Source organism: Lysobacter sp. CFH 32150 (assembly GCF_022758295.1).
Taxonomy (GTDB): Bacteria; Pseudomonadota; Gammaproteobacteria; order Xanthomonadales; family Xanthomonadaceae; genus CFH-32150.
In genome coordinates this window covers 118,159-133,241 of sequence record NZ_JALDWJ010000002.1, presented here as the reverse complement: position 1 = coordinate 133,241, position 15,083 = coordinate 118,159, and the positions used below count along the sequence as shown (strand labels likewise).

The 15,083-nt window shown below is 61.6% G+C and carries 7 protein-coding genes and 1 pseudogene; 5 read left to right on the top strand and 3 right to left on the bottom strand.

The window, feature by feature from the left end:
- Positions 1–32: 32 nt before the first annotated feature.
- From MO486_RS04055 to MO486_RS04035, 5 genes and pseudogenes are all read left to right on the top strand, one after another.
- Complete coding sequence (locus MO486_RS04055) at positions 33–1,250, top strand: acyl-CoA dehydrogenase family protein (RefSeq protein ID WP_255745827.1); 1,218 nt, start codon at positions 33–35, stop codon at positions 1,248–1,250.
- Between the two features lie 198 nt (positions 1,251–1,448).
- Positions 1,449–6,362 (top strand): annotated as a pseudogene (locus MO486_RS04050) (NAD-glutamate dehydrogenase domain-containing protein); the annotation flags it as partial.
- A 77-nt stretch (positions 6,363–6,439) separates the two neighbouring features.
- Positions 6,440–7,210 carry an NAD kinase gene (locus tag MO486_RS04045; RefSeq protein ID WP_242904767.1) on the top strand — a complete coding sequence of 257 codons (771 nt, stop codon included), beginning with the start codon at positions 6,440–6,442 and terminating at the stop codon, positions 7,208–7,210.
- Positions 7,211–7,546: 336 nt separating this feature from the next.
- Positions 7,547–12,499 (top strand): RHS repeat-associated core domain-containing protein, encoded by a 4,953-nt coding sequence (locus MO486_RS04040; RefSeq protein ID WP_242904765.1) that lies wholly within the window; start codon positions 7,547–7,549, stop codon positions 12,497–12,499.
- A 407-nt stretch (positions 12,500–12,906) separates the two neighbouring features.
- Entirely contained in the window at positions 12,907–13,104 is a 198-nt protein-coding gene (locus MO486_RS04035; RefSeq protein WP_242904763.1) for a hypothetical protein, read from the top strand.
- A 529-nt stretch (positions 13,105–13,633) separates the two neighbouring features.
- Here MO486_RS04035 and MO486_RS04030 read toward each other — a convergent pair.
- The 3 genes from MO486_RS04030 to MO486_RS04020 all read right to left on the bottom strand — a co-directional run bounded on the left by MO486_RS04030 (position 13,634) and on the right by MO486_RS04020 (position 14,993).
- Positions 13,634–14,326 (bottom strand): transposase, encoded by a 693-nt coding sequence (locus MO486_RS04030; protein WP_242904762.1) that lies wholly within the window; start codon positions 14,324–14,326, stop codon positions 13,634–13,636.
- 119 nt (positions 14,327–14,445) lie between these two features.
- Entirely contained in the window at positions 14,446–14,652 is a 207-nt protein-coding gene (locus MO486_RS04025; RefSeq protein WP_242904761.1) for a twin transmembrane helix small protein, read from the bottom strand.
- A complete protein-coding gene (locus tag MO486_RS04020) occupies positions 14,649–14,993 on the bottom strand; it encodes a hypothetical protein (protein ID WP_242904760.1) in 345 nt (114 codons plus the stop codon). The genes MO486_RS04025 and MO486_RS04020 overlap by 4 nt, the downstream gene beginning before the upstream one ends.
- Between the last annotated feature and the right edge of the window lie 90 nt (positions 14,994–15,083).

Below are 15,083 nucleotides of genomic sequence, written 5' to 3'. Positions count from 1 at the left end.
GATCCGTGCTCGGAGCAAGCAAAGCGGCCGCGATGGGTGGGGTTCTGCAACGTGCGCGGCTACAATTCGCAATTCACTTGCGATCAATCCGGGGTGCCCGCGTGGATTTCCGCTTCACCGAAGAGCAGTTGATGATCCAGGACGTGGCGCGCCGCATCGCGCAGGAGAAGATCGCGCCGTCCGCCGAACACCACGACCAGACCGGCGAATTCCCGCTGGCCAACATCCGCACCCTTGGCGAGAACGGCCTGATGGGCATCGAGGTGCCGGCCGAATATGGCGGTGCCGGCATGGACCCGGTCAGCTATGTGCTGGCCATGATTGAAATCGCCGCCGGTGACGCCGCGCATTCGACCATCATGTCGGTCAACAACTCGCTGTTCTGCAACGGCATCCTCAAGAACGGCACCGAAGAACAGAAGCAGCTGTACGTGCGTGCGATCGCCGAAGGCCGCGAGATCGGCGCCTTCGCGCTGACCGAACCGCAGTCGGGTTCGGACGCCACTGCGATGCGCTGCAAGGCCATCAAGCAGGCCGATGGCACCTATCTGATCAATGGCAAGAAGAGCTGGATCACTTCCGGCCCGGTGGCCAAGTACATCGTGCTGTTCGCGATGACAGACCCGGACAAGCATGCGCGCGGGATCACCGCGTTCATGATCGATACCGCCCGCGCCGGTTTCCACCGCGGCAAGACCGAGCCCAAGCTCGGCATCCGCGCGTCGGCGACCTGCGAGATCGAATTCGCCGATTACGTTGCGCAACCGGACGAAGTGCTGGGCGAGGAAGGTCACGGTTTCAAGATCGCGATGGGCGTGCTCGATGCCGGCCGCATCGGCATCGCCTCGCAGGCCATCGGCATCGCCCGGGCCGCGTACGAAGCTACGCTGACCTATGTCAGGGACCGCAAGGCCTTCGGCGCGCCGATCGGCACGTTCCAGATGACCCAGGCCAAGATCGCCGACATGAAATGCAAGCTGGATGCAGCGCTGCTGCTGACCCTGCGTGCGGCATGGCTGAAGGGACAGGATCAACGCTTCACCAATGAGGCCGCGATCGCCAAGCTCACCGCGTCAGAAGCGGCGATGTGGATCACCCACCAGGCCGTGCAGATCCACGGCGGAATGGGCTATTCGAAAGAGATGCCGCTGGAGCGCTATTTCCGCGACGCCAAGATCACCGAAATATACGAAGGCACCAGCGAGATCCAGCGCCTGGTCATCGCACGCAACGAAACCGGATTGCGCTGATCCGATCACCACAGGCCCGCGTGCAAGCGCGGGCCTCGTTGTTTTGAAAGATCGCTGAAGTATTTGCACTAAAACCAAACGGATTGGACCAGATTTCATGAGTACTACTCCATGAGCACTGCACGCAAAGCTCCCGCCAAGACCGCTGGCAAAGGCCGCGCCGTCGCCAAGCAAGACATCCAAGAAAGCGTCGCCGTCGCCGTCGATCTCGAACCCATCATCGCCGCCATGCGCAAGCGCCTGCCGAAGGCGCGCCATGCCGAGGGCGAAGCCTTCATCAACGCGTTCTACCGCCGCATGGGCGAGGACGAATTGCCGCAACACGACGCCGACGGCTGGGCCGCGTTGGCGGTGGACTTCCTCGATTTCGCGCGCGCGCGCAAGACCGGTACCGCGCTGGTGCGGTTGTACAACCCGACCAGGAAGAGCCACGGTTGGGAAACGCCGCACACCGTGCTGCAGATCGCCAACGACGACATGCCGTTCCTGGTCGACACGGTGACCATGGCGCTGGCGGAACAGGGTATTGGCGTGCACGTGCTCGGCCATCCGGTCGTCACCTTCCAGCGCGACAAGGCTGGCAAGTTGGTGGCCGTGGGCGGAGGCATGCCGGAATCCCTGATGCATCTGGAGATCGACCGCCAGTCGCCCGAGGCAATGCCGAAGATCAAGCATGCGGTGGAAACCGTGCTTGGCGATGCGCGCGCGATCGTGCGCGACTGGTCGCAGATGCGCGACAAGATGGCTGCAGTCGCGGAAGATCTCGCCTCGCGCGAGTCGGCCGATCCGGCCGCGCTCATCGAGGCGCGTGAGTTCCTGCGCTGGGCCTCCAGCGACCATTTCACCTTCCTCGGCTATCGCGAATACGAGGTCGTCAAGCTGGGCGGCGAAGACGTGCTGCGCGGCGTCAAGGACAGCGGACTCGGCCTGCTGCGCGGGCACGATGACAGCAAGCCGCGCCCCCTGACCTCGCTGCCTGCGCATAACAAGCAACGTGCGACCGGCGATGCGCTGATCCTGACCAAGACCAACGCGCGCGCAACCGTCCATCGTCCCGGCTACATGGACTACATCGGTGTCCTTGGTTTCGACGCCAAGGGCAAAGCCACCACCGAACATCGTTTCGTCGGCCTGTATACGTCCAGCGCTTACAACCGCCGGCCATGGGACATCCCGCTGGTGCGCCAGCGACACGAATACGTGATGCAGAAGTCCGGGCTTGCGCCGAACAGCCACAGCGGCAAGGCGCTGCGCCACATCATCGAAACCTTGCCGCGCGACGAATTGTTCCAGGCCAGCGGCGAGGAGCTGCTGCGCATCAGCACCGGCATCCTCAACCTGCAGGAGCGCGTGCGCAGCAAGCTCTTCCTGCGCCGCGACCGCTATGGCCGATTCTTCTCGGCCTTGGCTTACATCCCGCGTGACCGCTTCAACACCGACGTGCGCCTCCGCATCGAGGCGATGCTCAAGCGCGTGCTGCATGGCGAGCACATCGACACCAGCGTCGTCCTCGGCGAATCGCCGTTGGCACAGCTGCATCTGATCGTGCGGCCGAAGTCGGGCGATGTGGTCGAAGTCGACAATGCCGCGATCGAGGCGGAGCTGGCCGAGATCGTGCGCAACTGGCGCGACGACCTGCGTGATGAACTGGCCGCTCGCCATGGTGAGGAACGTGGCCTGGCGCTGCATGCGCGCTATGGTCGCGTGTTGCCGACCGATTACCTGGAGACCGTCGGTGCGAAGGTGGGCGCGGACGACGTCGGACACCTCGCCGCGCTGACTGGTCCCGACGACTTGCGCCTGAGCCTGTATCGCAGCCGCGCCCATGCGGCCGGCGAGGGTGGGTTGCGCTTCAAGTTCTACCGCCAGAATACGGATATTCCGTTGTCGGATGCGTTGCCGATGATGGAGAACATGGGCCTGCGGGTGATCTCCGAGCACCCGTACCGCATCGTCGTCGACGGCAAGCCGCTTTACATCCAGGACTTCGAAGTCGAAACCGTTGGCGCCAGGCTCGACATCGCCAACATCGACGAGAACTTCGAAGCTGCGTTCGCACAGATCTGGCGTGGCAATGCCGAGAATGACGGCTTCAACCGGTTGATCCTCAATGCCGGCCTGTCGTGGCGCCAGGTCGCAATGCTGCGCGGTTACTTCAAGTATCTGCTGCAGGTCGGCGTGCCATTCTCGCAGAGCTACGTCGAAGAGACGTTCTCCCGTTATCCGTTGCTGGCGCGCTTGCTCGTCGAACTGTTCGAAGCCCGCTTCGACCCGTGCACGGGCAGCGAGAGCAAGGCCGAGATCCAGGCCGGCGCCGAGCGCTTCCAGCAGCAGCTGAGCAACCTCGCCAAGGGCGATGCCGCTGTGCTGGCCGCATTGCAGCCGGTGATCGACGCGCGTGCCGACAAGCGTGACGCCCAGATCATTGCGACGCGCACCGCGATCAAGGCGTTGCTCGAACGCGTGGCGAGCCTCGACGAAGACCGCATCCTGCGTAGCTTCGGCGGCGTGATCGATGCCACCCTGCGCACCAACTACTACATCCAGTACAAGGACGGTCTGCGCGTCGATGGCGGCCCGGCGGACTACATCAGCTTCAAGTTCGATTCGAGCAAAGTGCCAGACCTGCCGAAGCCGCGGCCGTATCGCGAGATCTGGGTGTATGGCCCGCGTGTCGAAGGCGTGCACCTGCGGTTTGGTCCGGTCGCGCGTGGCGGTTTGCGCTGGTCGGATCGTCGCGAAGACTTCCGCACCGAAGTCCTGGGCCTGGTGAAGGCGCAGATGGTGAAGAACACAGTGATCGTGCCGGTCGGCTCCAAGGGCGGCTTCTTCTGCAAGCAGTTGCCGGATCCGGCAGTCAATCGCGATGCATGGTTCAACGAAGGCGTGGCCTGCTACAAGCGCTTCATCAACGGCCTGCTCGACATCACCGACAACATCGATACCAGCGGCAAGATCGTGCCGCCGCGCAACGTGGTGCGTTACGACAACGACGATCCGTACCTGGTCGTCGCCGCCGACAAGGGCACGGCGACTTTCTCCGACATCGCCAACGGCATCGCCACCGCGCACGGTTTCTGGCTCGACGACGCCTTCGCGTCAGGCGGCTCGGTCGGTTACGACCACAAGGGCATGGGCATCACCGCGAAGGGTGCGTGGGAATCGGTCAAGCGCCACTTCCGCGCAATGGGCCGCGACAGCCAGACCCAGGACTTCACCGTGGTCGGCATCGGCGACATGTCCGGTGACGTGTTCGGCAACGGCATGCTGCTGAGCAAGCACATCCGCCTGTTCGCTGCGTTCGACCACCGCCACATCTTCCTCGACCCGAACCCTGATGCGGCGAAGACGTTCAAGGAACGCGAGCGGATGTTCAACCTGCCGCGTTCGTCGTGGGACGACTACGACAAGAAGCTGATCAGCAAGGGCGGTGGCGTGTTCTCGCGTTCGGCGAAGTCGATCCCGTTGTCGCCGGAGATCAAGACGGCACTCGGCATCGACTCCAGCATCGAAGCGATGAGCCCGTTCGAGCTGATGAACGCGATCCTGAAGGCGCCGGTCGACCTGTTGTGGAATGGCGGCATCGGCACTTACGTCAAGGCCAGTCGCGAATCGAACAGCGATGTCGGCGACCGCGCCAACAATGCACTGCGCGTCAACGGCAACGAACTGCGCTGCAAGACGGTGGGCGAGGGCGGCAACCTTGGCCTCACCCAGCTCGGCCGCGTCGAGGCCGCACAGCACGGCGTGCTGCTCAACACCGACTTCATCGACAACTCCGCCGGCGTGGATACCTCGGACCACGAGGTCAACATCAAGATCCTGCTCAACGGCGAGGTGCAGAAGAAGAAGCTGACGTTCGAGGCGCGCAACAAGCTGCTGGCGTCGATGACGGACGAAGTTGGCGCGCTGGTGCTCACCGACAACTACCGCCAGAACCAGGCGATCAGCCTGATGGAGCGGATGAGCAAGACGCGCCTGGGCTCCAAGGCGCACTTCATCCGCACGCTGGAATCGCAGGGCCTGCTGGATCGGCAGATCGAGTTCCTGCCATCCGACGCCGAATTCGCCGAACGCAAGGCGAGTGGGCAGGGACTGACGCGGCCGGAGCTGTCGATCCTGCTGTCGTATTCGAAGATCGTGCTGTTCCAGCAACTGCTCGACTCAGACGTACCGGAAGACCAGTACCTGTCGAAGGAACTGGTGCGCTATTTCCCAGAACCGTTGCAGCAGAAGTACGCCAAGGCGATGGAACAGCACCGCCTGAAGCGCGAGATCATCGCCACCGCGGTGACCAACTCGATGGTCAACCGCATGGGCGCGACGTTCACACTGCGCATGCAGGAAGACAGCGGCCGCGCACCGGGCGAAGTGGCAAAGGCCTTCACCATCACCCGCGAGACCCTCGATGTGCGTGCGTTGTGGGCGCAGATCGATGCGCTCGACGGCAAGGTGGCCGAAGCGGTGCAGATCGATGCGCTGCAGGTGATCTGGTCCCTGCAACGTGCATTCACGCGTTGGCTGCTGTCTCGTCCAGGTGCGATCCCCGACATCGCCACCGCCGTCGCGCGTTACCACGATGGTTTCAAGGACATCCGTGCTGGCGAAAATATTCTCGGACCAGGGCAGCGGCCGGGCTACGAAGCGACCCTGCGCGACTGGAAGGCCAAGGGCGTGCCGAACGACCTTGCCCTGCAGCTGGCGGCATTGCCGTACCTGGAGCCGGCCAGCGACATCATCGAACTCGCACGCGAGCGAAAGCTGCGTCCGGTGGAAGTGGCGAAAGTGCATTTCCGCCTCGGCGAAGCCCTGCGCCTGCCGTGGTTGATCGAGCAGATCGATGGCCTGACCGTGGAAGGCCGCTGGCATGCCGTTGCCCGTGGTGTGCTGCGCGAGGAACTGGCTGCGCAGCAACGCAAGCTGGTCGGCCAGGTGCTGGCGATGCCCGGCGCGAATGCCGATGCCAAGGTCAAGCACTGGGTCGAACGCGACGATGCCTCGCTGCGCTTCACCATGGCCATGCTCAACGAACTGGCCGCGCAGAAGACGCTGGATTACCCGACCGCATCGGTCGCCGTGCAGCGACTGTCGCAACTGGCGTCGCGTGGCTGAGGGTTGATGCCAGTGGCGTGAGGTTTAACGAACGGCGGCATCCGGTATGCTGATTGCAGCAACCGCCGGAGCCGCCGATGAGTTCGACCCAGCGACTCGCTTTCCTCGCCAGCCCTTCGCCCGAAGCGCAAACCGCCTTGGGCGAACTGGTCGCGCAACACGGCCAGCACGAACCCGAAGCCGCCGACGTCCTCGTCGCACTCGGTGGCGACGGTTTCATGCTGCAGTCCCTGCATCGTTATGGCGCTCTGGGCAAGCCGGTGTTCGGGATGAAGCTGGGTTCCGTCGGCTTCCTGATGAACCACCATCGCAGCGACGAACTGCTGACCCGCATTGCCGCCGCCGAACCCGCGGTCCTGCGGCCGCTGGAAATGGTTGCCCAAACCGAATCCGGCGCCAGCGTCGGCTCGCTCGCCTATAACGAAGTCTCGCTGCTGCGCCAAACGCGCCAGGCCGCGCACTTGAGCATCGACCTCAATGGCCAGACCCGCCTCGACGAACTGATTTGCGACGGCGTGATGGTCGCAACGCCCGCCGGCAGCACCGCCTACAACTTCTCCGCGCACGGCCCGATCCTGCCATTGGGATCGCGCGTGATCGCATTGACCCCGATCGCACCCTTCCGCCCGCGCCGCTGGCGCGGTGCGTTGCTCAAGGCGGATACCGAAGTCCGATTCCGCGTGGTCGATCCCTACAAGCGTCCGGTCAGCGCCACCGCCGACTCGCACGAAGTCCGGGATGTGGTCGAAGTCACAATCCGCGAATCGCAGGAACGTACAGTGACGTTGTTGTTCGATCCGGAACATAACCTCGAAGAGCGGATTCTTAGCGAGCAGTTTGTGACTTGAGGCTGCTATTAACCCGAAGCCGTCATTCCTCTCCGCTACATGTGTACTCAAGCCCCTGTTTTAACAGGGGTTTATTGTTTGTGGTGTCGATATTCCCTACGCGGTTACCTGCGGACGACCTCGTCCTTACAACGAGCTTTAGATCTCCTTGCTGCCTTCAGCAAGGAATCGGACTCCCGCCGTGCGGCGTTCGCCGCCGAGGTGATGAGTGGCGCTATGTGAACAGGCCGTTCGTCCCTGCAAAGACATGTCACTTGACCCGGCCGGTACAATGCCAAGCTGGTGGGTAGGGCATCGCCGTGCAATGCGGCGGGCCATAAAAAGGAAAGGGGATGCATGAAGTTTATGGTTCGCGGCGCAGGTGCGCTGCTGGTGTGTGCTGTCCTGGTTGCTCCGGCCTGGGGCCAAGTCACGATCCCCGAGGAATATGGCAAGACAATCAAGTCCGCCGAAGCAGTCGGGGCCCTGGGTCCGAACCTGTTCGGCGATCAAACAAGCTTCTACACCGGTGCGACGACGTTCTCGGCCACGGACGTGAGCCTGCCAGGCAACAGTTCCCTGCCAGTGGCCGTAGGACGGCGATTTGTGGTCCAGAGCCGGGACATGGAGGCGGTTAACAACCTCATGTCGGCGGACGGCATGTTCGCGGACTGGGAGTTGGACATCCCGCATTTGCATGCTGTTTTCAGCACTGCGGCCTACGACAGTAACGGTGGTTGGCAGGTCAGGAACGGCCAAGGCGACCCGAACCTCCGTTGTTCTGCTGGAGGTTTGCGGGAACCGCTGGTTGCGACCGGGTCTTTTGGAGGGCTTTGGGAGGCCAGTGAGTACTGGCACGGGTACAACGCCTACATCCCAGGCGTTGGCGATCAGGAGATGCTGAGCGTCGGAACGTCGAACCCGCATCAGCCCACCGATGGCAAGACCTATGAGTGGGTCACCAACAACCAGTGGTATTTCTCGTGCCTGCCCAACACCGCCAACGGCGTGCCGGGCGAAGCGTTCCTTGCAATTTCGCCGGACGGCACACGGTACTGGTTCGATTGGTTCGCCAGTCGAGAAGCTTCGACGATCGTGAAAGAGAAGGGCCCAGTCCAAGCGCTCAGCGAGTCGGGCGAGTCGACCACCAGCACCACCGATGCCACCAGTTCCGACCAAGTCACAACTATGGCGCCAGTAGGCGACAAAACCAGCCTGACCCGCATGGAGGTTTGGATCCTGCCGACGCGGGTCGAAGACCGGTTCGGCAACTATGTCACCTACACCTATGACGCCACCCATCCGTGGCGGCTCACGACGATCGCCGCGAATGATGGACGCCAATTGACGCTGGGCTACAACACCGACGGGGACATTGCGTCGGTGTCAGACGACACGCGCACTTGGATCTATAGATATAGCAGCGGACTGAGTGAGGTGGAATTGCCGGACACGTCGAAATGGTTGATCAATTTCGGGACGGTGCGTCAGGCCTACACCTCACCTCAGCCCAACCAGAACATTGTCGCGTTCTGCGAGCAACCTAGTTCCGGTGCCACGCAGCCGATCTACACTGGCACCATCACTCATCCCTCCGGGGCAGTCGGCGAGTTCCGGTTCCAGTCCAAGCTGCACGGTCGGTCCTACGTGCCCAAGGTGTGCATCAAGCCGGATCCCTACGGCGCAGCAGACTATGCACACAATCCGTTCTACTTCGACACGGTCGGCCTGATCCAGAAGACGATCAGCGGCCCCGGGTTGCCCGTGGCGCAATGGAGCTATACCTACGGCCCGCCGAACAATAGCTGGGCCGAGGATTGCACCAGCGGCTGCGTGGCGACCAAGACGGTGGAAGTGACCGGCCCCGGCGACTTCGTGCGCTACACCTTCGGCAACAAGTATCGGGACACCGACGGCAAGCTACTGAAAGTCGAAACGGGCAGCGCACTGACCAGCATTCTCAAGACCGAAACCACGACCTACCTACTAGACCCCACGAACCAGGCCTACCCGAGCCAAGTGGGTCGAAGCCCCTATCTGCGAGGGGATCATTCTGCTGAAAAACTGACGCCCAGCATCCAGCGCCAGATCACCCAGCAGGGGACGACGTTCACCTGGCAGGCCAATCAAACAAACGGCGTTTACAGCTTCGACCAATTCGCCAACCCGTTGAGCGTGACCCGAGCGAGTTCGCTGGGTTACACGCAGACCAATGTCACCGAGTACGAGCACAACACCAGCAAATGGGTGCTCGGCCAGGTCAAGAAGCTGACCACCGATGGCATCGAGGTTTCACGGACCGACTATCACGCCATCACCGCATTGCCGACGGCCAGCTACAGCTTCAACAAACTGCAACACAGCGCGGCTTATTACACGGACGGGACGCTCAGGCAGCTCACCGACGGCCGCAACTACACCACGACCTTCTCGGTCTGGAACCGTGGCATTCCGGAACTCATCCAGTATCCGGCCACGCCTGATCAGCCTACCGGTGCCAGTGTGTCGGCGCATGCCAACCCGCTTGGCTGGATCGAATGGGCTGAGGACGAGAACGGCTACAGGACGTGCTACGGCTACGACGCGATGGGTCGTCTGGCCAACATTACCCATCCATCTGAAACGGCGCCGGTGGAGAACGACGTTTGCGATACGTCCAAGTGGGCTCAAACCACGCGAACGTTCGCGCCGGTACTCACGAGCGAATACGGTATTGCGGGCGGGCATTGGAAACAGATCGTCAGCACCGGCAATGCACGCAAGGTGTCCTATTTCGATGCGATGTGGCGGCCGCTCGTGACGGAAAGTTACGACAGTGCCGATGCAGCCAACACCCGCAGCGTGAGCGTGACGCGCTATGACGCGGGCGGTCATCCTGTATTCCAGTCGTACCCGCTGCGCAGCCTTACCGATTACGCGACCGTCACGCAGGGCTCGCGCACCACGTACGACTCCCTCGATCGCGTCACTCGCGTCGAGCAGGATTCCGAACTGGGCGTACTGGCCAGCACGACCGAATATCTGACTGGCTTCCAGACCCGCGTCACGAACCCACGGGGTCATGCGACCACTACGTCGTACTACGTCTACGACCAGCCGACGCAAGACTTGCCGAGGGTCATGCTCCTCCCGGAAGGCGCGCGCACCACGGTCTATCGGGATGTGTTCGGCAAACCCACCACTCTCGTACGGGGCAATGCCGACAGTTCAGTCTGGAACGGCCGCTACTACGTCTATGACGCCAACCAGCAACTGTGCAAGCGCGTCGAGTTGGAGACCGGCACGACCGCGATGGGCTACGACGCGGCTGGCAATCTCGCCTGGTCTGCCGCCGGGTTGCCCTGGTCCAACACTACTGATTGCACCATCGATACCACCGGACGTCGCGCCGACCGGACCTACGACGCCCGCAATCGGCTGAAAACGCTGAGCTTCCCGGATGGCGTCGGCAATCAGGTCTGGACCTATACCCCGGATAGCAAGCCCGACCAGATCACCACGTACAACGCCACCAACAACGGCGTGCCGGTGATCAACGCCTATCACTACAACCGACGCCGGCTGCTAGATGGACAAGGCGAATCGATCAGTCAGCCCGAGTGGTACACGTGGGGTCTGGGCTATGGCTACGACGGCAACGGCAACCTGGCATCGCACGTCTACCCCAACAACGTTACGGTGGACTATGCGCCTAATGCCCTGGGCCAACCGACCAAGGCAGGGACCTACGCCACCGGCGTCAGCTACCACCCGAACGGCGCCATCGCCCAGTTCACCTATGGCAATGGCATCGTTCACACGCTGGCTCAGAACACGCGGCAGTTGCCTGACCGCAGCAAGGATGCGTACGGCGGTACTTCGACGTTGGACGACAGCTATGACTTCGACGAGAACGGCAATGTCGCCGCGATCAGCGATGGTCTGGCTGGAGCGTGGGGCAATCGCACGATGACCTACGACGGGCTGGACCGGCTCAAGACCACCACCACCACCTCGCCGATGTTCGGCAGCGAGGGTGCCAGTTACGAATACGACGTGCTGGACAACCTGACCCGCGTCCATGTCGGCGGGACTGCCGCGCGGGATCACTACTACTGCTACGACGCGGCTTGGCGACTCACCAACGTCAAGACCACGAGTTGCTCCGGCGCCAGCGTGATCGGCCTGGGCTACGACCTGCAGGGCAATCTGGACAACAAGAACGGCCAGAACTACGACTTCGACTTCGGCAATCGCCTGCGGATCGTCACCGGCAAGGAACATTATCGCTACGACGGTCATGGACGTCGGGCGCTGGCCTGGGCGCCGGGGTATGCCAACGGCAACATCCTGTCGCAATACGATATGGGCGGTGTGCTGCGCTACCAGCAGGATTCCCGCAAGAGCAAGCAATACGCCCATTTCTATTTGGGCGGCAGCCTGGTGGCCACGCGCGAGACGCCGATCGGGACGAACAACCATGTGGTGAAGTACCAACACACCGATGCGCTGGGCAGTCCGGTGGCGGTGACCGATGCCAGCCGCGTTGTACTGGAACGCAGTGAGTACGAGCCCTACGGCAAGGTGCTAAATCGCCCGGTCCACGATGGTCCCGGCTACACCGGGCATGTGGAGGATGCGGCGACGGGGCTGACGTATATGCAGCAGCGCTATTACGACCCCGGCATCGGACGGTTCTTGAGCGTCGATCCGGTCACGGCGGATGGCAATACCGGCGGGAACTTCAATCGCTATTGGTACGCCAACAACAACCCGTACAGATTCAAGGACCCTGATGGACGTTGTTCGACCGGTTGGGGATTCTTGCCGTGCCCGATCCCGGTAAGCATGCGTGATCCGGCAATGGTTCGAGCTGACCAGATTCGTGGGCACGATGGGCGAATGGTGATGGGGTTTGTAGGCGGTTCGGCCGCCTTGGGCGCTGCGCCTGCTGTTGCTGTCGAGACTGGTGCCGCTACAGGCCTAGCCAATTTAGCCAACAAAGCTGCGACTGCGGCCGAAGGCATGCTAGTAAAAGCTAGGGATACGGTGCTCACAAAGACAGCGGAAGCTGGGAAGGTTGTTGCTACCAAAGTCGGGGAAGCTGCGCAGGCTGTTGCAGCGAGGGTTTCCAATGTGGTCACGAACGTCTTAACTAATCCTGCGGTGACCAGCTTCTTGGGGTCAGAAGTAAGGATGGAGCAGGCTAGCGATGTTGCTACAGAGACCGTCGAGGGCTTAACAGGAGTGGAGTCCCCAGCAGCAACACCCCAAGGCTTGGCCGCCGGTGCTTTTGCGGAAGAAATTCGAGATCGGCTTGATGAAAACTAATAATCCGAGTCTGGGGTGGGCATTAATCGTGCTTGGCATCATGGCAATCATCCGCGCGGATAAGCGACTCGCGCCAGGCGCGCCAATTGTGCTCGGTGAATATGCATACGTAGTCAGCATTGGACTGATCGGAATTGGCGTATACCTTCTCTACAAAAACAGAGATAAGAATCGCTAGATCGGAGATCAAAGGGGACGGAGGCAATTAAACCGAATCCCATAACGCACAAGGCCCCGTAGGGTGGGCTTTTAGCCCACCATCTTTGTTCTTCCATTCGGTGGGCTAAAGCCCACCCTACGAGGGAAGGGTTCGGTGCACGGGGTTGCCTGTGATGTCGGGCGATTCCTATGCAAGGTTGCGCTGTGCACCTATGGCGACGGTGCTGCGGGTTGCGCACGATCCGGACATGTCCAACTATCGTCGCGCTCGGGTTCCGGGCGGTTCGTTCTTCTTCACTGTGGCGCTGGCCGAGCGACGTTCGTCGCTATTGATTGATCGCATCGACGACTTGCGTGCGGCGTTCCGCGCGGCGCAGGCGAAACTAGGACCAAAGGGGACGGAGGTAATTAACCAGTCTCTTTGCACTGCCTTCCCCTGGGTCTGACCGTGGTTGGGCTATTCAAGGTCTTCGCAACCATCTGCTGAAAACGTTCGTCTCCGAGAGGACCAAAGGGGACGGAGGTAATTAACCAGTCTCTCTGCTCTGCCTTCCCCTGGGCCTGACCCAAGTTGGTCGATTCAAGGTCTTCGCAACCATCTGCTGGAAGCGTTCGTCTCCGAGCACGCGCTCCTGAACCAGATGGCGGCGAATGTTGGCTAGGTCTTGCTCCGAAGTTCCGGGGGACAAAGGGGACGGAGGCAATTAATCCGATCCCATAAAGCACAATGGCGGGACCAAAGGGGACGGAGAAGGTGCTGCGGGTTGCGCACGATCCGGACATGTCCAACTATCGTCGCGCCCGGGTTCCGGGCGGTTCGTTCTTCTTCACCGAATCAAAGGGGACGGAGGCAATTAAGCCGGCTCCATAAGGCAAAATAGGGGTCAGAGAACAATTAGCTGACCCATGAAGCACAAGGCCCGCAATCGCGGGTCTTGTCGTTTGTGGGACCGGGAACAAAGGGGACGGAGGTAATTAACCAGTCTCTTTGCTCTGCCTTCCTCTGGGTCTGACCGTAGTTGGACGATTCAAGGTCTTCGCAACCATCTGCTGGAAACGTTCGTCTCCGAGCACGCGCTCCTGAACCAGATGGCGGCGAATGTTGGCTAGGTCTTGCTCCGAAGTTCCGGCAGCAAGCCACTGTCGATACGCCGAGGCACGCGTGGAGATGTCGGCGCCAAGTGCGAGATAGACGGGATGCGGCGACAGCAGTGGATCGCAGGTCGTTCCAAGGTGTGTGTGGACACTCGACCAAGGGAATGCCTCAGGCGTGGAGACCATGGCGGCGCGCACGGGATTGAGTTCGATGTAGCGGATGACAGTCAGCAGGTAGCGCTCCGAGTCGACCAAGGAGGACTTGAAGCGGCCTTGCCAGAGCGTCCCGCAGCGGCCATGCCGGATGTTGAATGCTTGGACGTAGGCCTGACCGGCCATGCGCATTGCTAGCGAGACGGCGCCTAGGCGTTGGGCACTCAGAAGCAAGTGGACATGATTGTCCATCAGCACAAACGCATGGACGGCGATGCCGTACTTGCAGCAGGCTTCGCGCAGCAAACGCTTGAAATGGCGACGGTCATCGTCGTCGATGAAGATCGCGCAACGGTTTACGCCACGCTGGGTGACGTGCATTGGCGTACCGGGTAACTCGAGCCGTGGTTGGCGTGGCATGGCGAATCGAGAAGGATGTCTCGATCAGCCTGGTACACGGCAAGCAATGGCGCTGTCAGTAGCGGGGAGATGGTCGGGTAGGAATTTGCCGCTTAATTACCTCCGTCCCCTTTCAGAAGTCAGGCGCTCAGGCCGTGCGGCTCGATGATGCCGGTGGCAATGCCGGCAATGACCAGCAGGATCAACAGCACCGACAGCGCGATGCGGCGCGTCAACGCGTTCACCGTGCGCTTGGTCGTGCCCTTGTCGACGAGCATGTAGTAGAGGCCGGCGCCGAGGTTGTAGATGATCAACCCGAGGAAGGCGACGATGAACAAGGTTTTCATGAGGGCGATGCCTGCGACGAAGAAATAGGTGTCCCGCCTGTCGCTAGCCATCTCCGACGGATGAGCAGGGCCACGGTCATCGCCAGCAGGAACAGGCCGTAGGCGACTGAGGTCGCGAGCACCTGCTTCCACATCGGGCCGAACTGCGGGTCGGCGTTCACCATGCTCCAGTGCATGCCGATGACGGCGGCGATGAGGGCCACGATCAGGCTGGTGGTGTCTAACAACGCTCGTGCCGGTCCGCGCGGTGCACGCGGATAGGCCCAGAACAGGACGGCGAGGATCGAGAACCAGGGAATGAACAGGATCAGGGCGAGGTTGAATTCGACTTGCGGGTTCATGGGAAACCCTTTGGGAGCGGCGAGTTGCGATGCCGCCATGCTAGGCCGACCAGATCAGTTCGCCTAGAATCAGAATCAGGTAAAAAAACC